General features: G+C 67.2%; 25 protein-coding genes and 1 riboswitch. Of the genes, 13 read left to right on the plus strand and 12 right to left on the minus strand.

The genetic code is table 11. The features are described from left to right. Window positions 1-78: 78 nt before the first annotated feature. Window positions 79-1,026 carry a lysylphosphatidylglycerol synthase domain-containing protein gene (locus AC07NY_RS23835; protein ID WP_494585870.1) on the plus strand — a complete coding sequence of 316 codons (948 nt, stop codon included), beginning with the start codon at window positions 79-81 and terminating at the stop codon, window positions 1,024-1,026. Window positions 1,027-1,036: 10 nt separating this feature from the next. Here the strand turns inward: AC07NY_RS23835 and AC07NY_RS23840 are convergent, their stop codons facing one another. Continuing rightward, the gene (locus AC07NY_RS23840) at window positions 1,037-1,786 is read right to left on the minus strand and encodes a hypothetical protein (RefSeq protein ID WP_494585871.1); all 750 of its coding nucleotides are present in this window, start codon (window positions 1,784-1,786) and stop codon (window positions 1,037-1,039) included. 128 nt (window positions 1,787-1,914) lie between these two features. Here AC07NY_RS23840 and AC07NY_RS23845 point away from each other — a divergent pair, with 128 nt between their 5' ends. Together AC07NY_RS23845 and AC07NY_RS23850 are read left to right on the plus strand one after the other, a co-directional pair. Further along, window positions 1,915-2,550 (plus strand): glutathione S-transferase family protein, encoded by a 636-nt coding sequence (locus tag AC07NY_RS23845; RefSeq protein ID WP_494585872.1) that lies wholly within the window; start codon window positions 1,915-1,917, stop codon window positions 2,548-2,550. A 163-nt stretch (window positions 2,551-2,713) separates the two neighbouring features. After that, the gene (locus AC07NY_RS23850; RefSeq protein ID WP_494585873.1) at window positions 2,714-3,952 is read left to right on the plus strand and encodes a multidrug effflux MFS transporter; all 1,239 of its coding nucleotides are present in this window, start codon (window positions 2,714-2,716) and stop codon (window positions 3,950-3,952) included. Between the two features lie 140 nt (window positions 3,953-4,092). Here the strand turns inward: AC07NY_RS23850 and AC07NY_RS23855 are convergent, their stop codons facing one another. Beyond that, entirely contained in the window at window positions 4,093-4,302 is a 210-nt protein-coding gene (locus tag AC07NY_RS23855) for a cold-shock protein (RefSeq protein ID WP_492286874.1), read from the minus strand. Window positions 4,303-4,517: 215 nt separating this feature from the next. On the opposite strand from AC07NY_RS23855, the gene AC07NY_RS23860 reads away from it, so the two are divergent. Further along, window positions 4,518-5,204 carry a fumarylacetoacetate hydrolase family protein gene (locus tag AC07NY_RS23860; protein WP_494585874.1) on the plus strand — a complete coding sequence of 229 codons (687 nt, stop codon included), beginning with the start codon at window positions 4,518-4,520 and terminating at the stop codon, window positions 5,202-5,204. 167 nt (window positions 5,205-5,371) lie between these two features. After that, complete coding sequence (locus tag AC07NY_RS23865; protein WP_494585875.1) at window positions 5,372-6,301, plus strand: dihydrodipicolinate synthase family protein; 930 nt, start codon at window positions 5,372-5,374, stop codon at window positions 6,299-6,301. A gap of 102 nt (window positions 6,302-6,403) precedes the next feature. Here AC07NY_RS23865 and AC07NY_RS23870 read toward each other — a convergent pair whose 3' ends face one another. Together AC07NY_RS23870 and AC07NY_RS23875 are read right to left on the minus strand one after the other, a co-directional pair. After that, window positions 6,404-6,883 (minus strand): copper chaperone PCu(A)C, encoded by a 480-nt coding sequence (locus tag AC07NY_RS23870; RefSeq protein WP_494585876.1) that lies wholly within the window; start codon window positions 6,881-6,883, stop codon window positions 6,404-6,406. Between the two features lie 111 nt (window positions 6,884-6,994). Then, on the minus strand, window positions 6,995-7,372 hold the full coding sequence (locus AC07NY_RS23875; RefSeq protein WP_494585877.1) for a hypothetical protein: 378 nt from the start codon (window positions 7,370-7,372) through the stop codon (window positions 6,995-6,997). A 412-nt stretch (window positions 7,373-7,784) separates the two neighbouring features. Here AC07NY_RS23875 and AC07NY_RS23880 point away from each other — a divergent pair, with 412 nt between their 5' ends. The 5 genes from AC07NY_RS23880 to AC07NY_RS23900 are packed head-to-tail and all read left to right on the plus strand — an operon-like array spanning window position 7,785 to window position 10,838. Next, a complete protein-coding gene (locus tag AC07NY_RS23880; RefSeq protein WP_494585878.1) occupies window positions 7,785-8,033 on the plus strand; it encodes a hypothetical protein in 249 nt (82 codons plus the stop codon). A 7-nt stretch (window positions 8,034-8,040) separates the two neighbouring features. Further along, on the plus strand, window positions 8,041-8,214 hold the full coding sequence (locus tag AC07NY_RS23885) for a hypothetical protein (RefSeq protein ID WP_492286880.1): 174 nt from the start codon (window positions 8,041-8,043) through the stop codon (window positions 8,212-8,214). A 7-nt stretch (window positions 8,215-8,221) separates the two neighbouring features. Next, window positions 8,222-9,340 (plus strand): methionine ABC transporter ATP-binding protein, encoded by a 1,119-nt coding sequence (locus AC07NY_RS23890; RefSeq protein ID WP_494585879.1) that lies wholly within the window; start codon window positions 8,222-8,224, stop codon window positions 9,338-9,340. Continuing rightward, a complete protein-coding gene (locus tag AC07NY_RS23895; protein WP_494585880.1) occupies window positions 9,330-9,995 on the plus strand; it encodes a methionine ABC transporter permease in 666 nt (221 codons plus the stop codon). Before AC07NY_RS23890 ends, AC07NY_RS23895 begins: the two co-directional genes overlap by 11 nt. Before the next feature lie 42 nt (window positions 9,996-10,037). Then, window positions 10,038-10,838 carry a MetQ/NlpA family ABC transporter substrate-binding protein gene (locus tag AC07NY_RS23900; protein WP_494585881.1) on the plus strand — a complete coding sequence of 267 codons (801 nt, stop codon included), beginning with the start codon at window positions 10,038-10,040 and terminating at the stop codon, window positions 10,836-10,838. A 180-nt stretch (window positions 10,839-11,018) separates the two neighbouring features. Here the strand turns inward: AC07NY_RS23900 and AC07NY_RS23905 are convergent, their stop codons facing one another. Both AC07NY_RS23905 and AC07NY_RS23910 read right to left on the minus strand, forming a co-directional pair. Then, window positions 11,019-13,220: an esterase-like activity of phytase family protein gene (locus tag AC07NY_RS23905; RefSeq protein WP_494585882.1), complete on the minus strand. Its 2,202-nt coding sequence runs from the start codon at window positions 13,218-13,220 to the stop codon at window positions 11,019-11,021. A 70-nt stretch (window positions 13,221-13,290) separates the two neighbouring features. Continuing rightward, on the minus strand, window positions 13,291-13,716 hold the full coding sequence (locus AC07NY_RS23910) for a hypothetical protein (protein WP_494585883.1): 426 nt from the start codon (window positions 13,714-13,716) through the stop codon (window positions 13,291-13,293). 129 nt (window positions 13,717-13,845) lie between these two features. Here AC07NY_RS23910 and AC07NY_RS23915 point away from each other — a divergent pair, with 129 nt between their 5' ends. Then, window positions 13,846-14,661 (plus strand): helix-turn-helix domain-containing protein, encoded by an 816-nt coding sequence (locus tag AC07NY_RS23915; protein WP_494585884.1) that lies wholly within the window; start codon window positions 13,846-13,848, stop codon window positions 14,659-14,661. Window positions 14,662-14,739: 78 nt separating this feature from the next. Further along, window positions 14,740-14,931: a CsbD family protein gene (locus AC07NY_RS23920; protein WP_492286887.1), complete on the plus strand. Its 192-nt coding sequence runs from the start codon at window positions 14,740-14,742 to the stop codon at window positions 14,929-14,931. 173 nt (window positions 14,932-15,104) lie between these two features. Here the strand turns inward: AC07NY_RS23920 and dnaJ are convergent, their stop codons facing one another. Beyond that, window positions 15,105-16,238, minus strand: coding sequence for a molecular chaperone DnaJ (gene dnaJ, locus AC07NY_RS23925; RefSeq protein WP_494585885.1), 1,134 nt, complete (start codon window positions 16,236-16,238; stop codon window positions 15,105-15,107). Between the two features lie 134 nt (window positions 16,239-16,372). Then, on the minus strand, window positions 16,373-18,286 hold the full coding sequence (gene dnaK, locus AC07NY_RS23930) for a molecular chaperone DnaK (RefSeq protein WP_492286889.1): 1,914 nt from the start codon (window positions 18,284-18,286) through the stop codon (window positions 16,373-16,375). A gap of 321 nt (window positions 18,287-18,607) precedes the next feature. On the opposite strand from dnaK, the gene AC07NY_RS23935 reads away from it, so the two are divergent. Beyond that, window positions 18,608-19,483, plus strand: coding sequence for a hypothetical protein (locus AC07NY_RS23935; protein ID WP_494585886.1), 876 nt, complete (start codon window positions 18,608-18,610; stop codon window positions 19,481-19,483). Window positions 19,484-19,686: 203 nt separating this feature from the next. Here the strand turns inward: AC07NY_RS23935 and AC07NY_RS23940 are convergent, their stop codons facing one another. From AC07NY_RS23940 to AC07NY_RS23955, 4 genes are all read right to left on the minus strand, one after another. Continuing rightward, a complete protein-coding gene (locus AC07NY_RS23940; protein ID WP_494585887.1) occupies window positions 19,687-20,427 on the minus strand; it encodes a hydroxyethylthiazole kinase in 741 nt (246 codons plus the stop codon). Next, on the minus strand, window positions 20,424-22,301 hold the full coding sequence (thiC, locus tag AC07NY_RS23945; RefSeq protein WP_494585888.1) for a phosphomethylpyrimidine synthase ThiC: 1,878 nt from the start codon (window positions 22,299-22,301) through the stop codon (window positions 20,424-20,426). The genes AC07NY_RS23940 and thiC overlap by 4 nt, the downstream gene beginning before the upstream one ends. 79 nt (window positions 22,302-22,380) lie before the next feature. Further along, a riboswitch (TPP riboswitch) is annotated at window positions 22,381-22,485 on the minus strand. Window positions 22,486-22,699: 214 nt separating this feature from the next. After that, window positions 22,700-22,897: a hypothetical protein gene (locus AC07NY_RS23950; RefSeq protein ID WP_494585889.1), complete on the minus strand. Its 198-nt coding sequence runs from the start codon at window positions 22,895-22,897 to the stop codon at window positions 22,700-22,702. Window positions 22,898-23,328: 431 nt separating this feature from the next. Continuing rightward, window positions 23,329-24,447 (minus strand): OmpA family protein (locus AC07NY_RS23955; RefSeq protein WP_494585890.1); only part of this gene is annotated, 1,119 nt, incomplete at its 5' end.

Genomic DNA, 24,447 nt, shown 5'->3' on the forward strand with positions numbered 1-24,447 from the left:
GCCCGCCACCGCGCCGCCGCATCCCGCAGCGGCGCGCAACCCCGAGAGCGCATGTCGTTCGGCCCGCATGAGCCCGGAATGCTCCCGCGCAAGCGCAGCCGCTGGTGGTGGCTCGGCCCGCTGGCGAGCGTCGTCATCTTCGGTGCCTCGCTGGTCGTGCTCTGGCACATCATCAGCGGGATGGAGCCCGGCCAGCTCGCCGGCGCCTTCGAGAATGCGAGCCTGCGCCAGCTCGGCCTCGCCGTCGCCTTCACCGCGCTGAGCTACCTGCTGCTGACCGGCTACGACGCGCTGGCATTGCGCCGGCTCGGCCTTTCGATCCCCTATCGCACCACGGCGCTCGGCTCCTTCACCAGCTATTCCGTCTCGTTCACGCTCGGCTTCCCGATCGTGACCGGCGGCACCGTGCGCTACTGGATCTATTCGCCGAAGGGGGTCCGCGCCTCCGAGGTCGCGAGCCTGACCGTGATCGCCGGCATCACCTTCTGGCTCGGGCTCGGCGCCATCCTCTGCGCCAGCCTGTTCTATGCTTCTGAGGCGGTCGCGGTGCTGGCGCGGACCTCACCGCTCATCGTCCAGGTCGTCGGCGGGCTCGTCGGCATCGGCATCCTCGGCTATCTCGCCTGGATCGCGACGGACGAGCGCACGATCCGCGTGCGTGGCTGGAACCTGCATCTGCCCGGCCTCGGCACCACGCTCGGCCAGATGGCGCTCGGCGCCTGCGAGGTCTGCGCGGCGGCTGCCGTGCTCTTCGTGCTGCTGCCTGGCGGCTATGGCCTGGAATATCCGACCTTCCTGGCCGCCTATATCTTCGCCTGCCTGATCGGCATCGCGAGCCATGCGCCCGGCGGGCTCGGCGTGTTCGAGGCGACGATGCTGGTCGCGCTCAACCGCTTTCCCTACGAGCAGGTGCTGGGGGCGCTGCTGATCTTCCGGGTGGTCTACTACATCCTGCCCTTCATCCTGGCGCTGGTGCTGCTGGCGCTGAACGAGATGATCCGCCGCATCCGCCGCCACGAGACTTAAGGGCCGGCCCCTACTTCATCGCGACGACGATCAGCATGAAGGCCAGCATGAGCAGGAGCAGGCGGAAGCTCCAGTTGATCCGACGCAATTCATCGGCAGTGCTGTCCTCCCAATCCTCTTCGGCCTGATGGACAGCCTGAGGCACGGGCTCAGATTCCCGGTCAGCCGCGACGGCGACCTGAAGCGGCCGAGGCCGCCATTCGATAGTCTCGATGAAGCCGCGCGCGGGCTGGGTCGAGCGTCCGTCGGCATCGAGGCCTAGATACCAGTCGAGCGGCTCGCCATGCGGGCGCCCGCGATCCTCCTCGCGAATCCAGAGACTGGTGGTGGCACCGAGCGAAAGCTCCTGCGCCAGGCCGGAGAGCAGATCGGCTTTCAGCGCCTCGAACACCGCCGGAGCCAGGAAGGCCTCGGCGAATGGCTGCGCCTCGTCATTCTCGTCGCGATAGCCGAGCATCAGGAGGAGGCGCGGCTGGTCGCCAGCCTGCGCCAGCGGGCGCAAGGTCAAACCGACCGTGCCGGCATCGCCCTCGAAGCCCGCACGGCGCAAGCCGCCATCGACCACGGTCGCCTCGGCGAGGAAGCGCCGGCTCTCCTCTAGCCGGCCATCGCGGCTCTCGAAGCCGCCGACGAAGCGCAGGCCGGAGGCCGATAGCCGGAAACGCCGGGCAGCGCCCTGCACGTAGCGGGTCGACAGTCCCTCGATCGACAGCCGCCCGTCGCTGACGGAGACGCTGCGCGCCACGCGTGATTCGTCCATAACCTCGTCCTGTTTCGCGGCGACGATAGCAGCTTGGGCCGCGCGCGTCAGGCAAGCAGGCTCCTGACAGCCTGCCGCCGATGCCGCAGGATAAGGGCATCCTCGACCGATCAAGGAGGCAAAAGACGATGGCAGACGAACTCGTGCTCTATACAAACCCGATGTCGCGCGGTCGCATCGCGCGCTGGATGATGGAGGAGATCGGCCAACCCTATCGCGCCGAGATCATCGGCTTCGGCGACCCGATGAAGAGCGCCGCCTACAAGGCGATCAACCCGATGGGCAAGGTGCCGGCGCTGGTCCATGGCGACACGGTCGTCACCGAATGCGCCGCGATCTGCGCCTATATGGCCGATGCCTTCCCGCAAGCCGGGCTCGCGCCCGAGCCGGGCAGCCGGCTGCGCGGCCCGTATTACCGCTGGCTGTTCTTCGCGGCCGGACCGATCGAGGCTGCCGTCGCCAACAAGGCCTTCGGCCTGGAAGTGCCGCCTGACCGGGCGCGCTCCATCGGCTACGGCACCTATGCCGACGCGATGGATACGCTCGAATACGCGGTGACCCGCAGCGACTACCTGACCGGAGACCGTTTCAGCGCGGCGGATGTCTATGTCGGCTCGCAGATCCTGTGGGGGATGCAGTTCGGCACGATCGAGAAGCGGCCGGCCTTCGAGGCCTATGGCGCCCGCATCTCCGCACGACCGGCGGCCAAGCGCGCTGTCGAGATCGACGACGCCCTGATGGCCGCGATGCAGAAGCAGGGCTAACCCCACCTCCGAAGCGCCGGGAAACGCGCCCGGCGCATGGCCCATGGCCGGCTGGACCGGTTGCCGCGCGCAACCGGCAGGGCTAATCCTACAGGCAGAATCTTGCCCGCCGCTGCCGCATGACCGCAGCCGCCGGGTCTCGCCAGCCAGTTTCGCGATCGCCATGAACGACATGTCCGCTCCAGTCCGGCCGCGCCACGGCATGGGCTTCTACCCCTTCGTGGGCCTGACCGCCGCGCTGATGGCGACGAATGCGCTCGCCATCGATTCTATGCTGCCGGCCCTGCCGCAGATGGCCGAGGCGCTCGGCATCGCCGAGGCCAACGAGCGGCAATGGATCATCACCGCCTATCTGCTCGGCTTCGGCGTCTCGCAGATCTTCTACGGCACGATCTCGGACCGCTACGGCCGGCGCCCGGTCCTGCTCGTGGGCCTCGCCATCTATGTCGTCGCCAGCATCGCCGCCGCCTTCGCCGGTTCGTTCGAGGCGATGATGGCGGCGCGCGTGCTGCAGGGCGTCGGCGCGGCGGCCACGCGCGTGCTCGTCGTCTCGATCGTGCGCGACTGCTATTCCGGCCGCGAGATGGCGCGCGTCATGTCGCTCGCCATGATCGTCTTCCTGGCGGTGCCGATCCTGGCGCCCTCGATCGGCCAGGCGATCCTCTGGGTCGCACCCTGGCGCTGGATATTCGGCGTGCTGACCAGCTTCGGCGCGGTCGTGATGCTCTGGGTTCTCCTGAAGTTGCCCGAGACCCAGCATCCGGAAGACCGCAAGCCGATCGAGCCGGCGAGCGTGCTCGCCTCCTTCCGCACGACGCTGACCAGCCGCATCGGCGTCGGCTACATGCTGGCCATGGCCTTCGTGCTCGGCGGGCTGTTCGGCTTCATCAACTCGGCGCAGCAGGTCTTCGTCGATGTCTTCCACGCGCCGGAGCTGTTCACCACGATCTTCGCGCTGATCGCGATGTTCATGGCGGCGTCCTCGCTGCTGAACTCGCGCATCGTCGGCAAGCTCGGCATGCGCCGGGTCTCGCATGGCGCCTTGCTCGGCTATATCGCGTTGACCAGCCTCCACGCATTGGTGGCGCTCGCCGGCCATGAATCGCTCTGGAGCTTCGCGATCCTGCAGGGCGCGGCGATGTTCTGCTTCGGGCTGATCGGTCCCAATTTCGGGGCGATGGCGATGGAGCCGCTCGGCCATGTCGCCGGCACGGCCTCCTCGGTGCAGGGCTTCGTCACCACGGTGATCGGGGCGCTGCTCGGCTTCTATATCGGCCAGCATTTCAACGGCACGGTCGTGCCGCTGACGCTGGGCTTCGCGCTCTGCGGCATCGCGGCGCTTATCGTCGTGCTGATCGTGGAGAGAGGCCGGCTGTTCCATCCGGCGCCGGGCCGGTCCTGAGAGGGCGCACCCTCCCTCACCGTCGCCTGCGGCGACGGGCATGCCTCGAACCCGCGCCGGTCCGACCTGGACCGAACGCGATCCGCCCTAGGCTCGGGACAGGCGCCGCCATCGCCTTCCCGTAGAACGCATGAAAACGCTCAGGTCGTCTGCAGGTTCACCGCCGAGTTCTTGCCGGTCTTGCGATCCGGCTCGAGATCGTAGCTGACCTTCTGCCCCTCGTTCAGGCCGCGCAGGCCAGCCCGCGTCACCGCGCTGACATGGACGAAGACGTCGCTGCCGCCGCCATCCGGGGTGATGAAGCCGTAACCCTTGGTCTCATTGAACCATTTCACGGTTCCCGTACTCACATTCCATTCCTTCCATAGGCTCGCCGGTTCCCCCGGCGGGGTAGTGTAAGGAGCAAATCGTCTCACTTGCAACGACGCGCCGCACAACCCGTGCCGCGCCTGCGAAATGCGTGCCGCAATGCCTCCCGCGCAGGCCCGCCGCCGACGCAAGCCGCTTGCGGTCCGGGCGCCGCTCGCCCATGAACGGCGCAAGGCTAGATCGAGGGAGCAGCAGAATGAGCAATTATGTGATCGACCCGCCGGCCGTGACGGCCGTTCCGGTCGCAGGCGGCGGCTCCTTCCCGGTCAGGCGGATCTTCTGCGTCGGCCGCAACTATGCCGAACATGCCCGCGAGATGGGCCATGACCCCGACCGCGAGGACCCGTTTTTCTTCACCAAGCCGGCCGACGCGCTGCTGATCAACGGCGCCGACATGCCCTATCCCGCCAAGACCAGCGACCTCCACCACGAGATGGAGCTCGTCGTCGCCATCGGCACCGGCGGCAAGGACATCCCTGAAGCCGAGGCGCTGGCCCATGTCTACGGCTATGCCGCCGGGCTCGACATGACCCGCCGCGACCTGCAGGCCGCCGCCAAGAAGGCCGGCCGGCCCTGGGACATGGCCAAGGGCTTCGACCTCTCCGGCCCGATCGGCGAGATCGTGCCGGCGAGCCATGCCGGCCATCCCAGCGCCGGCAAGATCGAGCTCACCGTCAACGGCGTCGTGCGCCAGACCTCCGACCTCGCCAAGCAGATCTGGAATGTCGAGGAGACGATCGCCTATCTCTCCGGCCTGGTCGAACTGAAGCCGGGCGACCTGATCTTCACAGGCACGCCGGAAGGCGTCGCCGCGGTGAACAAGGGCGACGTGCTCGAAGGCGTGATCGCCGGGGTCGGCACCGTCCGCACCCGCATCGCCTGAAGCCTTCTCAGCCCTCATCCTGAGGAGCAAGCGGAGCTTGCGTCTCGAAGGATGGTCCAGGAGGCTCTGGAACCATCTGGAGCATCCTTCGAGAGGCCGCTGACGCGGCTCCTCAGGATGAGGGCTGAGTGGGACCGCAATCTTCAGCCATCTTGAAGGACCGCATCATGAGCTTGACCCCCGACGCTTCCGGCGTCTTCCCGATCGCGCCGACCCCGTTCAATCCGGATGGCAGCATCGACTGGGCCTCGGCCGACCGGCTGTTCCAGTTCTACCACGACATCGGCTCGGACGGCGTCACCGTGCTCGGCATCATGGGCGAGGCGCCCAAGCTCGAGCCCGAGGAAGCGGTCGAGCTGGTCAAGCGCTGCGTCGCCCGGATGGGCGGAAAGCCGATCATCGTCGGCGTCTCCGCGCCCGGCTTCGCCGCGATGCGCTCGCTCGCCCGGCAGGTGATGGATCTCGGTGCCGGCGGCGTCATGATCGCCCCGCCGCCCTCGTTGCGCACCGACGACCAGATCACCGGCTATTACGCGCAGGCCGTCGAGGCGATCGGCAGCGACACCCCCTTCGTCATCCAGGATTATCCGCTGACGCTCTCGGTGGTGATGACGCCGGCCGTGATCCGCAAGATCGTCATGGACAACCCCTCCTGCGTGATGCTGAAGCACGAGGACTGGCCGGGGCTGGAGAAGATCTCGACGCTGCGCAAGTTCCAGACGGAAGGCTCGCTGCGCCCGATCTCGATCGTGACCGGCAATGGCGGGCTCTTCCTCGACTTCGAGATGGAGCGCGGCGCCGACGGCGCCAATACCGGCTATGCCTTCCCGGAATTGCTGATCGACGTGGTCCGCCTGCAGAAGGCCGGAAAGCGCGACGAAGCCCATGACATCTTCGACGCCCACCTGCCGCTGATGCGCTACGAGCAGCAGCAGGGCGTCGGCCTTGCCGTGCGCAAGTATACGATGATGAAGCGCGGCATCCTCAGCCACGACGCCCAGCGCAAGCCGGGATCCGTCCTCAGCACCGCCGCGAAGGCCGAGGTCGACTACCTGCTCGCGCGCATCGCCAAGCACGATCCGCGCGCGAAGATCTGAGCAGCCAGCTCGTCATTCTCGGGCGCCGCGCAGCGGCGACCCGAGAAACTCCAGCCAGAGATGCTCGGGTCAAGCCCGAGCATGACGCTTGAACATCCGGGCTCAGTGCCCCTTGTGCTCGCCTGTGCTGCCCTTGGCGGCGATCGAGTCGACCTTGAATTCGACATCGACGGTCCCGGCCTTCTCGAAGGTCAGCGTGCCCTTCATCGTCTCGCCCTGCTTCAGCGGCTGCTTCAGCTCCATGAACATGATGTGGTAGCCGCCGGGCTTGAACTCGACCTTGGCGCCGGCCGGCACCTCCACGCCCTGGTCGAGCGGGCGCATCGTCATGATGCCGTCCTTCACCGCCATCTCGTGGATTTCGGAACGAGCCGCGAAGGGCACGGAGACCGAAACCAGCCGGTCGGCGGCCGGGCCGGTGTTCTCGATCGAGAGATAGCCGCCGCCGACCTTGGCGCCGGCCGGCGTGGCGCGCGACCAGGGATGGCCGATCTTGAGCGGGCCGGCCTTGAAGTCATGGGCCGAGGCGATGCCGGCCGAGAGCAGGAACGTCGCGGCAGCGAGCGAGTACGAAAACTTCATGATGGACATCCCGAACGGGTCAGGCCGCTGACGCAGGCCTCGTAATGATTGCCGTCACACCCGGGGGGGAGCGGACAGGCTGGAATTGGTGCGAATGGGCAGGCGGAGATTTCAGGCCAGCGGCGGCGCGCGCGATTGCGCAAGCCCGGCCATGAAACGATGCGGCAATCCCTCGGCCAAAAGCGCAGGCGCCAGCAGGCGCATGGCAAGCCGCCCCGGCACCGGCGCGATCTCGATCGGCGGGCCGGCGAGAACGGGATTGAGCGGACAGCCCTTGCAATGGGCGAGATCGCCGAGCGGCACCGGCTGGCCCTCGTCGGGAACCGGCGCACCCGAGCAGAGCACGACGCCGTCCGAACCACCGAACGCCGCCATGGCGGGAGCCGGCGCGAGCGCCAAAGCCAGCACGCAGAGCGCATAGGCCGTCGCCAGCCAGGCTCCGAGCCCGGAGCGGCGAAGACGGTCGAGAAGGGCGGCGCGAGCCTGCATGGCGGCAGATGGCGCCGCTTCCCCGGCTTCGTCAAGCCGCGCATTGCCGCATCCTTGGCAGGGCGCAAAGAGCGTGCGGAGGAAATTCTTCTCCTTCGTCTCGTTTCTTGAAAAGAACGATCCGGTTGACAAAGAGGACGCCCTCCATCAGATTGCAGGTGTTCCCGGAGCAATCTGGGAGCCGCGGAGATTTGAGCAGCAGCTTGCGCCGCGTCACCAAACGCTAAAGCGCCACGACTGGGTCGTGGGCTCCAGATCGAGGAGACTGACATGACCATTGCGAAAACGAGCCGAAGCCAAACCCGCTTCCGCCGCATGCCCTGCCGCTGTCGATGCTGAGATCGCAAGGCCGAAAGGCCCTTTCCATCCGATCGTTCCGACACATGCCGCATCGGCGGCAGAAGGCAGTTCCATGTCCCAGCTTCATTCCCTTCCCAGCCGGGCCCGCCCGGCGCAGCAAGCCTATGTCATCGAGCTCGGCGAGGCCCAGATCGGGCTCGTGAGCCGCCGCGCCGACGAACGCGACTTCACCTTCGTCTCGGCTTCCGCCGCCTTCCGGGCACTCGACGGGCAGCGTTTCGCCACGCCCGGCGCCGCCGAGACCGCCGCGCGTCGGCTCTCACGCTCGCAGCGGCAAGCGCCGCTGCTGCTGGCTTCGTGAGGCGGCGATGCAGCTTCTTTCCACCCTCTGGAACGGTCTCGCGAGCTGGTTCGCCCAGGCCGTTCCCTTGACCTTCGACCCGCTCGACGCCGCGACCGCGGACGACCAGCGCCGCTCGGTCCATGACGTGACCATCGAGCAGCTCGGCATCGCCCACTGGTCCTGCCACACGCATTTCTGAGGACATGATGAACGCCCCCGTCAGACCCGGCACGCTCGGTGCCGGCGCGACCTCTGTTTCCTTGCCTTTGGCATTGCCCGAGCCGGCGATCCGCTTCGAGCGTGCCGGCAAGACCTATCCGGGTCGCCGCGGCCAGCAGCCGGTGAGCGCGCTCGCCGGGATCGATCTCGATGTGCCCGCCGGCACCATCCTCGGTGTGATCGGGCGCTCCGGCGCCGGCAAGTCGACGCTGATCCGCCTCGTCAACGGGCTGGAGCGCGCCACCGAGGGGCGCATCCTGATCGAGGGCACGGACGTCACGGGCCTCGCCGAATCCGGCTGGCGCCAGCAGCGCCGGCGGATCGGCATGATCTTCCAGCATTTCAACCTGCTCTCGTCGCGCACGGTCTTCGATAATGTCGCGCTGCCGCTGGAGATTGCGGGCGCCGGCAAGGCCGAGATCACGGAGAAGGTCGAGCGGCTGCTCGCGCTGGTCGGCCTCTCCGACAAGAGCGCGCGCTATCCGGCCGAGCTTTCCGGCGGGCAGAAGCAGCGTGTCGGCATTGCGCGTGCGCTCGCCACCGATCCGAAGGTGCTGCTCTGCGACGAGGCGACCTCGGCGCTCGACCCCGAGACGACGCGCTCGATCCTCGCCCTGCTGAAGCAGGTCAACCGCGAGCTCGGCATCACCATCCTGCTGATCACCCACGAGATCCCCGTCATCAAGGAGATCTGCGACCGCGTCGCCGTGATCGAGGACGGGCGCATCGTCGAGCAGGGCGAGACCTTTGCGGTCTTCACCAACCCGCAGCACCCGACGACGGCGAGCTTCGTCGAGACGGTCACCGGCGTCGAACTTCCGGAGCATCTCGTCCATCGCATCCGCAAGGACGCGCGCCCCGGTGACAATATCGTGCTGCGCATCACCTTCCTCGGCGAGAACGCGACGGCCCCGGTGATCAGCCGGCTCAGCGCCATCGTCGGCGTCGACGTCAACATCCTGGCCGGGCGGATCGACGCCATCGCCGGCCAGCCCTTCGGCAGCCTGCTCGTCACGGTGCCCTCACGCGCACCGGAGAGCGACGCCGTGCTCGGCGCCCTGAAGAGCCTCGGGCTCAAGGCGGAGGTGATCGGCCATGTCTCCTGAAATCATCCGCCTGATCGCGCAGTCGACGCTGGACACGCTGGCCATGGTCGCGGTCGCGGCCGGGCTCGGCACGGTCTTCGGCCTGCCGCTCGGCGTCTTCCTCGCCACCAGCAAGCGCGGCGAATTGTTCGCGGCGCCGGCCGCCAACCTGTTGCTGGGTACGCTGGTCAATGCCACGCGCTCGACGCCCTTCATCATCCTCGTCGTCGCGATCATCCCGTTCACGCGCCTGATCGCCGGCACCTCGATCGGCACCGGTGCGGCGATCGTGCCGCTCACCGTCGCGGCGACGCCGTTCATCGCCCGCCTGATCGAAGGTGCGGTGCGCGAGGTCGATCAGGGGCTGGTCGAGGCCGCGCGTGCCATGGGCGCCACGCCCGTCCAGATCGTCCGCAAGGTGCTGGTGCCCGAGGCCCTGCCGGCAATCGTGCTCGGCCTGACGCTGGCGCTGGTCAGCCTGATCGGCTTTTCGGCCATGGTCGGCGCGGTCGGCGGCGGCGGGCTCGGCGATCTCGGCATCCGCTACGGCTACCAGCGCTTCATGCCGGACGTGATGGCGGCGGTCGTCGCCGTGCTCATCGTCCTCGTCCAGCTCGTCCAGAGCATCGGCGACCGGCTCGCTCGCCATCTCAACAAGCGCCTGCGCCACGCCTGACGCTTGCCCGTTCATCCGCATCCGACTGAAGGAAACGACATCATGACGACCCTCCTCAACCGCCGCGCCGCGCTGCTCGCCGGCTTCGCCCTGACGCTCACTGCCGCCCCGGCGCTCGCCCAGCAGAACCAGGTGGTCCGCATCGGCGTCTCGCCCGGCCCCCATGCCGAGATCCTGGAAAAGGTGAAGCCCGTCCTCGCCAAGAAGGGCATCGACCTCAAGATCATCGAGTTCTCCGACTATGTCGTGCCGAACCAGGCGCTCGATGCCGGCGAGCTGGAAGCCAATTCCTTCCAGAACCAGCCCTATCTCGACAATCAGGTGAAGGATCGCGGCTTCAAGATCGAGAGCGTCGGCCTCACCGTGAACTTCCCGCTCGGCATCTACTCGGCCAAGTACAAGGACTGGTCGCAGGTGCCGGATGGTTCGACCGTCGCGATCCAGAACGACCCGACCAATGGCGGCCGCTCGCTGCTGCTGCTGCAGGACAAGGGCGCGATCAAGCTGAAGGACGGCGTCGGCTTCAAGCCGAGCCCGGCCGATATCGTCGGCAACCCGAAGAAGCTCAAGATCATCGAGATCGAGGCCGCGCAGACCCCGCGCTCGCTGGCCGATGTCGCGGCCGCCGCGATCAACACCAACTATGCCGTCGATGCCAAGATCGATCCGGCCTCGGCGATCCTGCGCGAGGACGCCAAGGGCCCCTATGTCAACCTGATCGCCGTGCGCAGCGTCGACAAGGACAAGCCCTGGGTCAAGACGCTGGTCGAAAGCTACCACACGCCCGAGATCAAGGCCTTCGTCGCCGAGCGCTTCAAGGGCGCCGTCCTCGCCGGCTGGTAACCTCTCCTCCCACCTGGCTCTCCAGTCAAAATAGCCAGGCGCCTTGCCCCGGATGCGGATCGCATCCGGGGCTTTTTACGTGCTCGTCATGGTCGGGCTTGACCCGACCACCTCCAGACGAGAAGGCGCCCTTTCCGGCCTGAGATTCTCGGGGCAAGCCCGAGAATGACGCTTGTGGTCTCAGTTGCCGACCTTGCCGAAGACGAAGAACTGGGTCTCGCCGGAGGAATCGTCGACGCCGTCATTATCGGTGACGACGAAGAGATTGCCGGCCTTGTCGACCGTCATGCCCTCGACCTTGTCGAGGCCGTAGCCGCCGGCCTTCATCAGGTCGGGCGTCAGGTCGCGCAGCAGGGTTTTGGTCACGGTCGGGATTTCCGCCGCACCGATCGCCGCCGGCTTCAAGCCCTTGACCGAGAAGGTCTGGAGCGTCTTCACCGCCTTGGCGCCGAAACCGTTATCGCGCTCGATCACGGCGAAGCGGTCGTCACCCAGCGCGACCAGTTCCGACAGGCCCATCCAGAAACCGGCGGCCGGCTGCGACAATGGGTAGTGCAGCACGCCCCATTCCTTGGTCGCCGGCTTGTAGGAGAGGAGTTTGGCCTTGCCCTTGGGATCGTCCTTCCATTCGCGCTGGACGGCGAGCCAGACGGTCTCGTCGGCGCCGGTGCCCGTCACAGCCACGCCCTCGAAGCCGAAGCGGACCGCATGCTTGGCGAGCGATTCCGGCAGGCGAATCTCCTCCTCGACCTCGCCCTTGGCCGAGACGCGCAGCAGGATGTCGTCGAGCACCGCGTCCTTCTTCTCGGGATTGCCCTCGGAGGCCAGCCAGAAGCCGCCGCCCTCGCGGGTGGCGATACCCTCGAGATCGTAGGAAGCGGGCTTGCCGTCCTTGGTGACGGTGAGCGCGCCGGTGATCTTCGCAGGCTTCTGCGCCGCGTCGATCTCGAGGAGGCGCGAGGGCGTATAGGCGCTGTCTGTGATCGCGAAGAGCTTGCCCGGAGCCGTGCGATCGGCGGCGAGGCCGGAGAGCGCGCCCCAGCCGATCGGCAGGCCGTTCTCGTCGGTGGACTGGATCGTCGGATAGGCGGCGGCCTGCTCGGCGCGACGATAGATCATCACGACGGAGCGCGCGCCGCCCTTCTCGCCAACATCGGTCTCGGAGGCCGAGACGAAGAGATCGCGCTGCGGGATGGCGAGCAGGCCTTCCGGGCCGATGCCGGTCGGCAGAGCCTGGAGGAAGCGCGGCGCCTTGCCTGCGCCCTCGTCCTTATAGACCAGCACCAGCGAGGCGCGCTCCAACCCGACGAAGATCAGGCGGTCGTTGCCATAGCTCGCGACCTCGATGCCCTCAGGCTCACTGCCTTTCGCGGCCGAGCGGCGCTCGGGATAGTGGCCAAGGCGCATGGCGATGTGATCGACATCGGAGCCGGAATCGAACTCGACGGTGCCGTCCTTGCGGAAGATCGTGAAGCCGCGCGAGCCGCCCTTCCAATCACCCTCGTTGGCGGTGACGAAGCGGTCATTGTCGAGCCAGCGCACGGCGTCGGGCTCGCGGGCGACGCCCTTCAATTCCTCGGTCGGGCTGATCCTGCCGTCACGGGTCTTGTCGATGTTCTTGAGATCGACCGAGCCGGCGGAGAAATGCGTCACGACCTTGCCGGTCTTCGAATCGACGATGGCGAGGTGGTTGTTCTCCTGCAGCGTCACCACGACGAGCCCATCCTGGTTCACGTCGACGAATTCCGGCTCCGGATCGGTCGGCTCGACGGCGGCGATGCCGGTCATGTCGACGACCTGGCGGGTCGCGCAATCGACGGCGCCATCCTTGATGCCGATCAGGGTGAGGTTGCCGGCGGGCAGCTGCGGCAGGGCGCCCTTGTTGAGCTTCTCGTCACGCTCGTTCTCGATGGCGATGACGATCTTGCCCTTGTCCTTGGTCAGCGTGACCGAGTCGGGCTGGCCGCCGAGATCGCATTTCGCCACGACCTGCTTGGTCTTGAGGTCGACGGTGGCGAGATGGCCGGCCGGCTCCTTGAAATTGTCGCCGGAGGTGACGACGGCGACGAAGGCCTTGTCGCCGAGGATCGTGACCGAGGTGGATTCGCCTTCGAGCGGCACGAAGCCGGCGGGCTTGGGATTGGCGGGATCGGCGATGTCGATGATCCCCAGCGCCTTCTGCTCGGCATCGGTATAGGCGAGCAGCGTGCCGTCGCCATTGGCGGCGATGATCTCGGAGACGGTCTTCTTGGCGGGATCGCGATCGGCCGGCAGGTTCTGCGGCACGGAGAAGGTGGCGATCCGGTTGAAGAGCGGCTCGGCCATGGCCGTGCCGCTGAGCAGGACAGCGGCGAGAGCCGCGAGGACGAAGGGCTGGCGCATGGGATCTCACCGCTGACAGGAACAGAAGCCCGTCGGCTAGTCAGCCCATGCGACAGTCAGATGACGGTTTTCACCGAAGGGTGGCAGCGTCGCCCGCAGGCAGGGCCGCGCCCGAGCGCTTGAAGCCGATGACTTCCAGTTCGGTCACGATGGCGACCGCAGCGGCCTGGGCCAGGACGAAGGCGATGCCGAGCCCGGTCGGGGCGAACCAGCCCATCAGCAGGATCGCGATGCTGTCGGCGATCCAGAGCAGATTGACGCCGATCACGGCGTAGACGGCGAGGCGCGGCAGGGTCTTGCGGCTTGCGAACCAGCCGAGCAGCGCCGCGCAAGGCAGCAGTACGAGGCCGGCGCCGCGCAGGAACTCCGCGGGTAGGCCGAGCGGGGCGGCAAGCGGCCCGGCGGCAGCGGCGAGGATGAGGCCCATGCCGGCGCAGGCCGCGGCATCGAGGGCCAGGGCGTTGCGCAGCAGGGGCGAAGACTGGATCGGCGACATGGCATTCTCCTTGGCGGTTCTGGGCCTCAAGCCCGTTTCGATGAGGGGAATGCTGACGGAACCGCGTCGGCCCGTCGATTAAGCGGGAGGTAATTGGAACCGACCGCCGGGATCGCTAGCTTCTCCGCCATGAACACTCATCAGCCTCCCCCGATCGGCGCGCTCCTGCGGGACTGGCGCCAGCTCCGCCGCTTCAGCCAGCTCGACCTCGCGCTCGAAGCCGAGATCTCGCAGAAGCATCTCAGCTTCATCGAGAGCGGCCGCTCGCGCCCGAGCCGCGAGATGGTCCTGCTCCTGGCCGAGCATCTCGGCGTACCCCTGCGCGAGCGCAACGCGCTGCTGCTGGCGGCCGGCTACGCCCCGATCTATCCGGAGCGATCGCTGGAAGACCCCTCGCTCGACGCCGCCCGCAGCGCGATCGACCTGATCCTCAGGGGGCACGAGCCCTATCCGGCGGTCGCCGTCGACCGGCACTGGACGCTGCTGGCTTATAACAACGCGGTGACGCGGTTGCTCGGACTCGTCGCGGATGCGGAGCTGCTGAAGCCGCCCGTCAATGTGCTGCGCCTGTCGCTGCATCCGCAGGGGCTCGCGCCCTTCATCCTCAATCTCGCGGAATGGCGCGCCCATCTGTTGGCACGGTTGCGCCAGCAAGTCCGGGCGACGGCGGATGCCAGGCTCGGCGAATTGCTGGGCGAGTTGATGAGCTATCCCCATCCCGGCACGGGCGCGCGCCATGAAACCGAGGCGGAAGCCGCCATCGTCGTGCCCATGCAGTTGCGGCTCGGCGAGGTCACGCTGTCGCTGATCTCGACGACCACCGTGTTCGGCACGCCGGTCGACGTCACCTTGTCGGAGCTCGCGCTGGAGACCTTCTTCCCGGCCGATGCCGCCACCGCCGAAGCTTTGCGGGCGCTCGCCTCGCCGGCAGAAGACGCAGCCTGACGTCCGGAACCTTTCCCCACCGTGCCGGTTCTTTCTACGGAAAACGGCTGGGGGCCGACCTTTCAGGAGTTAAGCGCAATGGGCAGCACGACCGACAAGATCAAGGGCCTGGCCAACGAGGCCGCTGGCAACGTCAAGCAGGCCGCCGGCAAGGCGTTCAACAAGCCGGAGCTGGAGGCCGAGGGCGCGGCCCAGGAGCTGAAGGGCGAAGCCCAGCAGGCGATCGGCAAGGGCAAGGACGCGGTCAAGAAGGCCGTCGACAAGGTCTGACGATCGATCTCCACCGCAACGGAAAGGGCCGCCCATCGGGCGGCCCTTTTTTCATGGTTGGGTCCTTGCTGTCATGCTCGGGCTTGACCCGAGCATCTCATATCGGAGGAGGCTCGTTCGCCTCACTTGCCCGAGATTCTCGGGTCAAGCCCGAGAATGACGCCTTGGAGGCCTCAGGCCGTGCCGCCAAAGCCGCCGAGGAAATCCTTGACCCGGCCGAAGAAGCCCGCGGTTTCCGGGTGGTTGTTGTGCGAGCTCTCGCGCTCGAACTCCTCCAGCAACTCACGCTGGCGTGCGGTGAGCTTCTGCGGCGTCTCGACCACGACCTGGATGTAGAGGTCACCGACTTCGCGCGACCGCAGCACGCTCATGCCCTTGGCCTTCAGGCGGAACTGCTTGCCGGTCTGCGTACCCTCGGGGATTTTCACCCGCGCCTGTTCGCCCGACAGCGTCGGAACCTCGATCTCGCCGCCGAGCGCGGCCGAGACCAGTCCGATCGGTACGCGGCAGAACAGGTCGGCGCCGTCGCGCTGGAAGATCGCGTGCGGCTTGATCGAGAGGAAGATGTAGAGATCGCCGGCCGGCCCGCCGCGCAGACCCGCCTCGCCCTCGCCGGCCAGGCGGATGCGCGTGCCGTCCTCGACACCGGCCGGGATGTTGACCGAAAGCGTGCGCTCGCGCGTGACGCGGCCGGCGCCCTGGCAGTTCTTGCAGGGGTCGTCGATGACCTCGCCGCGGCCCGAGCAGGTCGGGCAGGTGCGCTCGACCGAGAAGAAGCCCTGGTTGGCACGAACGCGGCCATGGCCGCCGCAGGTCGGGCACTGGCGCGATTTCGAGCCCGGCTTGGCGCCGGTTCCGGAGCAGGATTCGCAGGAGACCGAGGTCGGCACTCGGATCGACTCGTTCTTGCCGGTGAAGGCCTCTTCCAGCCCGATCTCGAGATTGTAGCGGAGATCGGCGCCGCGCTCGCGGCCATTGGCGCCACGCGCGCCGCCGCGCCGGGCGTCGCCGAAGAAGGAATCGAAGATATCCGACATGAAGTCGGAGAAATCGGCATTGCCGCCGGCACCGCCGCCGCCATTCTCGAAGGCCTGATGGCCGAAGCGGTCATAGGCCGCGCGCTTCTGGCCGTCCGAGAGGACCTGATAGGCCTCGTTGATTTCCTTGAACTTGATCTCGGCATCCTTGTTGCCGGGATTCTTGTCGGGATGGTGCTGCATCGCGAGCTTGCGGAAAGAGCCCTTGAGCTCGATCTCCGTCACGGTCCGGCTGACGCCGAGGATCTCGTAGTAATCGCGCTTCGACATCGAAATGTCTGTCCCCGCAGCTTTGACGCGGCATGGCCGGGCAGCGAGCCCGGCCATCCATCCAGCAGGCCATTCCCGAACGAGATGGCCGGGTCAAGCCCGGCCATGACGTCGGTTGCGTTACGAGCGCGCGATCACGCGCTCTTCTTCTTGTCGTCCGAGACGTCCTTGAAGTCGGCGTCGATGACGTCGTCCTTCTTGGCTTCCTCAGGCTGCTCGCCTTCAGGGGTCGCACCCTCGGCCTGGCTCGCCGCATACATCGCCTCGCCCAGCTTCATCGAAGCCTGCATCAGCTCGTTGGTGCGGGCCTGGATGGCCTCGGCGTCTTCGCCGGTCAAAGCGGTCTTGAGCGCCTCGACGGCGGTCTCGATCGCGCCCTTGTCGGCCTCGGAAACCTTGTCGCCATAGTCCTTCAGCGACTTCTCGGTCGAGTGCACGAGGCTCTCGCCCTGGTTCTTGGCCTCGACCACCTCGCGGCGCTTCTTGTCCTCGGCGGCATTCGCCTCGGCATCCTTCACCATCTTCTGGATATCGGCCTCGGAGAGACCGCCGGAAGCCTGGATCTTGATCTGCTGCTCCTTGTTGGTGGCCTTGTCCTTCGCCGTCACCGAGACGATGCCGTTGGCGTCGATGTCGAAGGTCACCTCGATCTGCGGCATGCCGCGCGGGGACGGCGGAATACCCATCAGGTCGAACTGGCCGAGCAGCTTGTTGTCGGCCGCCATCTCGCGCTCGCCCTGGAAGACCCGGATCGTCACCGCGTTCTGGTTGTCCTCAGCGGTGGAGAAGACCTGGCTCTTCTTGGTCGGGATCGTGGTGTTGCGGTCGATCAGGCGCGTGAACACGCCGCCTAGCGTCTCGATGCCGAGCGACAGCGGGGTCACGTCGAGCAGCAGCACGTCCTTGACGTCGCCCTGGAGGACGCCGGCCTGGATCGCGGCGCCGATGGCGACGACCTCGTCAGGGTTCACACCCTTGTGCGGCTCCTTGCCGAAGAACTGCTTCACGACCTCCTGCACCTTCGGCATGCGGGTCATGCCGCCGACGAGGACGACCTCGTCGATCTGGCCCGCCGACAGGCCGGCATCCTTGAGCGCCTTCTTGCAGGGCTCGATGGTGCGCTGGATCAGGTCGTCGACCAGGCTCTCGAACTTGGCGCGCGAGAGCTTGATGGCAAGATGCTTCGGACCGGAGGCATCCGCCGTGATGTAGGGCAGGTTGATCTCGGTCTGGGCCGTGGTCGAGAGCTCGATCTTGGCCTTCTCCGCCGCTTCCTTCAGACGCTGGAGAGCGAGCTTGTCCTTCTTCAGGTCGATGCCCTGCTCGCGCTTGAACTCGTCCGCGAGATACTCGACGAGGCGCATGTCGAAGTCTTCGCCACCGAGGAAGGTGTCGCCATTGGTCGACTTCACCTCGAAGACGCCGTCGCCGATCTCGAGGATCGAGACGTCGAAGGTGCCGCCGCCGAGGTCATAGACCGCGATGGTGCCGGCGGACTTCTTCTCGAGGCCATAGGCCAGCGCGGCCGCCGTCGGCTCGTTGATGATGCGCAGCACCTCAAGGCCGGCGATCTTGCCGGCATCCTTGGTGGCCTGACGCTGGGCGTCGTTGAAATAGGCGGGAACCGTGATGACGGCCTGGGTGACGGGCTGGCCGAGATAGGCCTCCGCCGTCTCCTTCATCTTGGTCAGCGTGAAGGCCGAGATCTGCGACGGCGAATAGTCCTTGCCGTCGGCGGCAACCCAAGCGTCGCCGTTCGGGGCCTTCGCGATCTTGTAGGGGACCAGCTTCAGGTCCTTCTGCGTCATCGGGTCCTCGAAGGTCCGGCCGATGAGGCGCTTGATCGCGAAGAAGGTGCGCTCCGGGTTGGTGACGGCCTGGCGCTTCGCAGGCTGGCCGACCAGACGCTCGCCGTCATCCGTGATGGCGACGATGGAAGGCGTGGTGCGCGCGCCTTCCGAATTCTCGATGACCTTGGGCGTCGAGCCTTCCATCACTGCAACGCAGCTGTTGGTCGTGCCGAGGTCGATACCAATGACTTTACCCATGGATGGGATCCCTTTCGATTGAGCAGATCGCCGACCTGCGACGTTTATGCGCCGCCTGCCGGCCCATGGACCGGATCGCCCCCGCTTCAGCGGCGAACGAAACCGGCATTCCACGTTTGACGGTGGTTAAACCGCCCCTTGGCGGCGTATATAGTGAGGGTGTTCCACCCCTTGCAAGACAGGCGAGCCGATTAAGAATCGGGAGTTTCGACGGGACAGCCGCCACGACACGCTTTCTGCCCGGGGTGTGGCCTTCCCGTCCTTGCGTCAGCCCGCCTGCGCCTGCATGCAGAAAGGCCGTTCCGGTTTCACTGGGCCGCCATGACACGACCGACGCGCCTCATCCTCGCCTCGCTGGCCCTCGCTGCGGCCTCGACGGCGGCGCTCGCCCAGCCTCTGCAATTGCCGGGCGCCCAGCCGTTCAACGCGCCGGGAACCCAGCAGGCCGCCCCCTCCCAGCCCGGCACCCCGGCCGGACCGAAGCCGCCGAGCATGCCCGCCATCAAGGTCGCCGGCGAGGACGCCATCCTCGGCAAGGCCCTGCACCGCCATGGACACCATGGCGAGGCCGTGTTCTCGAAGACGGCGACGGGTTACGGCCTGAAGCTCAATCTCGACGGCTTCCAGAGCACCAACCTGGTCGATCCCTGCGCCGTTTCCTTCGGCGACGCGCCGCTCCCGGTCACTCCGCTCGGGCGCCCGGCCGGCGTTCCCCGCTACAAGCTGGAAGCGCCGATCTGCCCGATCGTCTTCGACGTGCTCGACGGCGCCTTCCTCGTGGTCGAGCCGACGGAGCCCTGCATCGTGCAGGCCGCGCAATGCCGGATCGACCCGCGCGGGCTGTGGGGGCCCGATGCGCGCGTGGTTGCCGGGCAGGCCAAGGAGATCGAGAAGGCGCGCGGCAGCGCCGAGCGTGCCGTGCGCGAGGGCTACCGGACGCTGACCGCCAAATCGGACGCCGTCGAGCAGCGCGTGATCGCCCGCGAGCAGGCCGGGTTCTCGGCCGAGCGCGAGATGATCTGCCGGGACTTCCAGCGCGAGGGCCAGTTCGGCTTCTGCGGCGCCCGGATCACGGAGGCGCGGGCCGCCTCGCTGCGCGCCCGCCTCGGGCTCAATACCGAGGCGAAGCCGGCCGCGGCTGCCAAGCCGAAACCGCGTCCGAAGCCCGCGCCATTGCCGCTCGCGCCGACGCAGTAACGGGCCAGAGCGCGGTCATAGAGCGCTGTCATCCCGTGCGCGCTGCGGCATGAAATGCCGCTGCGCAGACACGGGACCGCATGACGAAAGGGCACCTTCCAAGCGGGGCATCCTGCCTGAGAGGTCGCCTTTTCCTGCGCACGGTCCCGTGTCTGCGTCGCAGCACTGCGTGCTGCAACGCGCACGGGATGACAGCGCTAGCCTCAGCCCATCCGCGCCGCGAGCGCCGCCGCGTCGAGCCCCGCGAGCGCATCGACCAGATGCATCGCGAAGCTGCCGGGCCCGGCAGAACGTTCAGCCGCGATCTCTCCGGCGATGCCATAGGCGGTCAGCGCCGCCGCCGCCGCGATCACCGGATCGGGCTCAACCGCCCGGCAGGCGGCGACGAGCGCGCTCGATGCGCAGCCGAGCCCGGTCACTTGGCTCATCAATTCATGGCCATGCGCGACCGACAGGCTGCGGTCCTCCGTCTCGATGCGGTCGACCGCACCGGTGGTGACGCGCACGATGTCGCGCCGGAGCGCGAAAAGCGGCTCCAGCGTCGCCATTTCCGTGGCATTGCCGCGCACCAGCACGTCGAACAGTGCCAAGACGTCGCCGACCAGCCGCAAACGCAAGGGCGAGAGCTCGACGAAGACGGGATCGAGCACCAGCGGTATGCGGCGTTCTCGCGCGACGTTAACGAGCTTGGGAATGGCACGCTCGCCTTCGAGGCTGAGCGTGCCGAGATTGATCAGGATCGCGCCCGCGCCCGCAGCGACGGCCTCGACCTCGTCGGGGTGGCTTGCCATCGAGGGCACCGCGCCGATGGCAAGCAGCATATTGGCGGTGACGTTCTGCGCCACCGTATTGGTCAGGCAATGGACGCGCGGGCGGCGTCTGGCCACCCGCGCGAGGATCGATGCGACGCTAACCGCGTCGAGCTTTTCGCTGAAACCGCTCATTCAGCAGCAGGTAGATAGATACTCCCGCCCTTGTCGAGGAATTCCTTCGACTTCGCGGCCATGCCTTCCGCAGCCATGGCCTCGAGGCTCGCGCGCTCGTTGTCGCTCATCGCCAGCACCTCGGCGCGCAGATCCTGCGTGATCTTCATCGAGCAGAATTTCGGGCCGCACATCGAGCAGAAATGCGCGACCTTGTGGGCATCCTTCGGCAAGGTCTCGTCGTGGAACTCCCGCGCCGTATCGGGGTCGAGCGCCAGGTTGAACTGATCCTCCCAGCGGAAGTCGAAACGGGCGCGCGACAGCGCATCGTCCCTGATCTTCGCAGCCGGATGGCCCTTGGCGAGATCGGCGGCATGGGCCGCGATGCGATAGGTGATGACGCCGGTCTTGACGTCGTCGCGGTTCGGCAGGCCGAGATGCTCCTTCGGCGTGACGTAGCAGAGCATGGCGCAGCCATACCAGCCGATCATCGCCGCGCCGATGCCCGAGGTGATGTGGTCATAGCCCGGCGCGATGTCGGTGGTCAGCGGTCCAAGCGTGTAGAAGGGCGCTTCGCCGCATTCGCGCAATTGCTTGTCCATGTTCTCCTTGATCTTGTGCATCGGCACATGGCCGGGGCCCTCGATCATCACCTGACAGCCCTTGTCCCAGGCTATGTTGGTGAGTTCGCCCAAGGTCTCCAGCTCGGCGAACTGGGCGCGGTCATTGGCATCGGCGATCGAGCCCGGACGCAGGCCGTCGCCCAGCGAGAACGAGACGTCGTAGCGGCGCATGATCTCGCAGATCTCGTCGAAGCGCTCGTAGAGGAAGCTCTCGCGGTGATGCGCGAGGCACCAGCGCGCCATGATCGAGCCGCCGCGCGAGACGATGCCGGTGACGCGGCTCGCCGTCAGCGGGACGTAAGGCAGGCGCACGCCGGCATGGATGGTGAAATAGTCGACGCCCTGCTCGGCCTGCTCGATGAGGGTGTCCTTGAACACCTCCCAGTCGAGCTTGATCGGATCGCCGCCGACCTTCTCCAGCGCCTGGTAGATCGGAACGGTGCCGATCGGGACCGGCGAGTTTCTAAGGATCCAGGAGCGGATGTTGTGGATGTTGCGGCCGGTGGAGAGGTCCATCACCGTATCGGCGCCCCAGCGGATCGCCCAGACCAGCTTCTCGACCTCCTCGGCTGCACCGGAGGTGACGGCGGAATTGCCGATATTGGCGTTGATCTTGACCAGGAAGTTGCGGCCGATCGCCATCGGCTCCAGCTCGGGATGGTTGATGTTGGCGGGGATGATCGCGCGGCCGCGCGCAATCTCTTCACGGACGAATTCGGGCGTGACGAATTCCGGCACATTAGCGCCGAAGCTTTCGCCGTCGGCATGGCGCTCCCGCGCGCCCTCCAGCATGGCGGCGCGGCCGAGATTCTCGCGATGCGCGACATAGATCATCTCGGGCGTGACGATGCCGGCCTTGGCGAACTCATACTGCGTCGTGAGCTGGCCGGGCTTCGCCTGCAGGATCGGGCGCTCAGCCGGGCAGGCCGGCACGAGCTGTTCGGCCGAGATATTGCCGTTATCGGCGGCCGTGACGGCGCGCCCCACAACCTGCTCGAAGCCGCGCGCGTCGAGCCAGGCGCGGCGCGGCTGGATAAGGCCGGCATTGAGATCGATCTTCGCATCGGTCTCGGTGAAGGGGCCTGAGGGGTCATAGAGGCGCACCGGCGGCTCGGCATCGGTCGTCAGCACGACCTCGCGGAAGGGCACGCGCATCTCGGGATGTTCGGGCGCCGCGACATAAATCTTGCGCGAGCCGATGATCGGCCCCGTCGTCACGCTTTGCGGCGCCGTCTTGACGCTGTTCTTCTGGGGTTTGGTGTGGGCATTCATCAGGGGATCTCCTCCTTGGTACAGGTCAGGAGATCCGGCGTCGAAGCGGTTCAAGCGCTGTGATGCGGGTGCAGGCCAAGGCTGCACCGCGTTCCAGTCCCTCCGCCGGTATGACCCGGATCAGGTTCGATGGGTTCAGCTTCGAAAGCCGTCTCAGCCCTTGCGGGCACCCCTCGGAACGCAGACGAGGTTAGGCGCAGCGCCGCCGCTTGGCAACGGGCTGTGCAAATAAGCGATCGGGTCGTGAAGAAGGCTCTGGCTTCCTCGAAACCGCGACGTCATCCCGGGCTTGCCCCGGGATCCATCGTAGAACGCAGCGCCTTATGATGGATCCCGGATCGGCGCTGCTCCGCAGCTTGTCCGGGATGACGCGGCGGCTCCGTTGGAAATCAGCAACCTCAGGCGGTGCGGTCGACCAGCGTGCCCTGTCCGGCCGGCAGCGCGGCTTGCGTCTGCTCGACGCTCTGCTGAAGCATGGCGACGACACCCTGCTCGGCCTGCGCATTCTGCTTGAGCATCTCGACAGACAGCGCCTGCTGCGTCGAGGCGGCCTGCATCGTGACGATGCTGGTGGCGAGGGAGATGGCGTCGCTCATGGCGGGCACGCTATCCCGGCAACCCTACCAAATCCTCAACCCGGTCGTTCAAGGTGCGATGATCGAGGGCACCGGCTTCGGCATCGGCGGATCGCGCTCGGGCCGGACCTGCGCCCTCTCCCCGCCGCTGCCGCGCTTCTCGTCGCGAGGTGCGAGGGTGTTGGGCGCCGGAGGACGAGCCGCTTCGCTGGATCGTGGAGCCGGCGGAACGCCGGGAGCCCGCTGCGTGGGCGGAGGCGGGCTGGTCTGCGCCTGCACCGAGGCTGCGATGGGTATGCCCGCGACGAGCACTCCTGCGAGAACCAGGACAATTTTCCTCATGGCGGCATCTCCCTTCGGTCATCCTCCGGAAACGAAACAGGCGCAGGGAACGGGTGTTCCCTGCGCCTGCCGAAGAGTGGGGCTGCCTGAAAAGCGGCCCGACCCGGTCGTTACTGGTTCTGGCCGCTGAGCAGCGGGGTGATGCGCCGCAGCGTGACGCGCCGGTTCTCGCGCGCGGCCTCCTGCGTGTTCACCTTCAGGTACTGCTCGCCATAGCCCTGGGTCGTCAGGTTCTCCGGCGGGATCTGGAAGTCGCGCGTCAGAATCTCCGCGACCGACTGCGCACGGCGATCGGAGAGCGAGAGATTATCGACATCGGCGCCGACGGCGTCGGTGTGGCCCTCGACGAGGAAGACCTCGTTGGGCGAGCGCTGCAAGGCGCGCTTCACTGAATCCGCGATCACCGCCAGACGGCGACCCTGATCGCCTCCGACCTGCCACGAGCCGGAGTCGAAATTGATCGTGTCGATATCGACGCTGCGCATGCGGGCGCGCAGGTCCGGCGAGTAGCGGACCTCGTCCAGTGTGTAGCGGCGCGGGATCGCGGCGATCGGCGGCGCGGTGATCGTCTCGTAGATCAAGTCCTCGTCGGCCTGGTCCGCATCGACGATATAGCGCTCGCGCGGGATTGGCAGCGGCGGCGGCGGCAGCACGACGACATCATCGGCGAAGCGCCCGGGACGATCCCGCAGCGTGTTGTCGATGATGATCACTTCGCGGTTGTCGCGGTCGATGCGGGTGCGGCGGATCAGCCGGCCCTCCTCGTCCGTGACGGTGACGATGCGCGTGCCGTCCGGCCGCTCGAAGATCGTGCGGTTCTCGCCGTCGCGGCGTTCGGAACGACCCTGCCAACCGAGATCGCGGAAGCGCTGATCCTCGTCGCGGCGGATGATGGCGCGGCCGTCATCGTCGCGGATGATGGTGCGGCCGGGCTCGCGGATGATGGTGACGTCACCCTCGCGCCGTTCCTCGCGGCGGCTGCGGATATCCTCGAAGCGCTGCGCCCCTTGCGTCGCCATGATGCCGCCGAGGACACCGGCGCCGAGGCCGATCGCGCCGGCCACGCCCGGCGAGATGCCGCCGCGGCGGCCCTCACGCTGGGGCGGCTGGCCGGGAGGGCCTGCCGGAGGCTGGCCGGGGACGGCTCCCGACTGCGGAGGAACCGGCGCGACGCCGGGCTGCGCCGGCGCGGCCGTGCCGGGCGCTCCGCCGGAGGGCATGCCGGGGGC

The sequence above is a fragment of the Allobosea sp. GW821-FHT09G06 genome (assembly GCF_059416005.1).

Excerpts from the sequence above, each read along its gene's own strand:
- AC07NY_RS23870 (WP_494585876.1), bottom strand. The coding sequence starts at position 6,883 with ATGAAGTTTTCGTACTCGCTCGCTGCCGCGACGTTCCTGCTCTCGGCC.
- AC07NY_RS23845 (WP_494585872.1), top strand. The coding sequence starts at position 1,915 with ATGGCAGACGAACTCGTGCTCTATACAAACCCGATGTCGCGCGGTCGC.
- AC07NY_RS23895 (WP_494585880.1), top strand. The coding sequence starts at position 9,330 with ATGTCTCCTGAAATCATCCGCCTGATCGCGCAGTCGACGCTGGACACG.
- AC07NY_RS23880 (WP_494585878.1), top strand. The coding sequence starts at position 7,785 with ATGTCCCAGCTTCATTCCCTTCCCAGCCGGGCCCGCCCGGCGCAGCAA.
- AC07NY_RS23920 (WP_492286887.1), top strand. The coding sequence starts at position 14,740 with ATGGGCAGCACGACCGACAAGATCAAGGGCCTGGCCAACGAGGCCGCT.
- AC07NY_RS23905 (WP_494585882.1), bottom strand. The coding sequence starts at position 13,220 with ATGCGCCAGCCCTTCGTCCTCGCGGCTCTCGCCGCTGTCCTGCTCAGC.
- AC07NY_RS23915 (WP_494585884.1), top strand. The coding sequence starts at position 13,846 with ATGAACACTCATCAGCCTCCCCCGATCGGCGCGCTCCTGCGGGACTGG.
- thiC (WP_494585888.1), bottom strand. The coding sequence starts at position 22,301 with ATGAATGCCCACACCAAACCCCAGAAGAACAGCGTCAAGACGGCGCCG.
- AC07NY_RS23875 (WP_494585877.1), bottom strand. The coding sequence starts at position 7,372 with ATGCAGGCTCGCGCCGCCCTTCTCGACCGTCTTCGCCGCTCCGGGCTC.
- AC07NY_RS23940 (WP_494585887.1), bottom strand. The coding sequence starts at position 20,427 with ATGAGCGGTTTCAGCGAAAAGCTCGACGCGGTTAGCGTCGCATCGATC.
- AC07NY_RS23865 (WP_494585875.1), top strand. The coding sequence starts at position 5,372 with ATGAGCTTGACCCCCGACGCTTCCGGCGTCTTCCCGATCGCGCCGACC.
- AC07NY_RS23840 (WP_494585871.1), bottom strand. The coding sequence starts at position 1,786 with ATGGACGAATCACGCGTGGCGCGCAGCGTCTCCGTCAGCGACGGGCGG.
- AC07NY_RS23950 (WP_494585889.1), bottom strand. The coding sequence starts at position 22,897 with ATGAGCGACGCCATCTCCCTCGCCACCAGCATCGTCACGATGCAGGCC.
- AC07NY_RS23900 (WP_494585881.1), top strand. The coding sequence starts at position 10,038 with ATGACGACCCTCCTCAACCGCCGCGCCGCGCTGCTCGCCGGCTTCGCC.
- AC07NY_RS23835 (WP_494585870.1), top strand. The coding sequence starts at position 79 with ATGCTCCCGCGCAAGCGCAGCCGCTGGTGGTGGCTCGGCCCGCTGGCG.
- AC07NY_RS23935 (WP_494585886.1), top strand. The coding sequence starts at position 18,608 with ATGACACGACCGACGCGCCTCATCCTCGCCTCGCTGGCCCTCGCTGCG.
- AC07NY_RS23850 (WP_494585873.1), top strand. The coding sequence starts at position 2,714 with ATGAACGACATGTCCGCTCCAGTCCGGCCGCGCCACGGCATGGGCTTC.
- AC07NY_RS23910 (WP_494585883.1), bottom strand. The coding sequence starts at position 13,716 with ATGTCGCCGATCCAGTCTTCGCCCCTGCTGCGCAACGCCCTGGCCCTC.
- dnaK (WP_492286889.1), bottom strand. The coding sequence starts at position 18,286 with ATGGGTAAAGTCATTGGTATCGACCTCGGCACGACCAACAGCTGCGTT.
- AC07NY_RS23890 (WP_494585879.1), top strand. The coding sequence starts at position 8,222 with ATGAACGCCCCCGTCAGACCCGGCACGCTCGGTGCCGGCGCGACCTCT.
- AC07NY_RS23860 (WP_494585874.1), top strand. The coding sequence starts at position 4,518 with ATGAGCAATTATGTGATCGACCCGCCGGCCGTGACGGCCGTTCCGGTC.
- dnaJ (WP_494585885.1), bottom strand. The coding sequence starts at position 16,238 with ATGTCGAAGCGCGATTACTACGAGATCCTCGGCGTCAGCCGGACCGTG.
- AC07NY_RS23885 (WP_492286880.1), top strand. The coding sequence starts at position 8,041 with ATGCAGCTTCTTTCCACCCTCTGGAACGGTCTCGCGAGCTGGTTCGCC.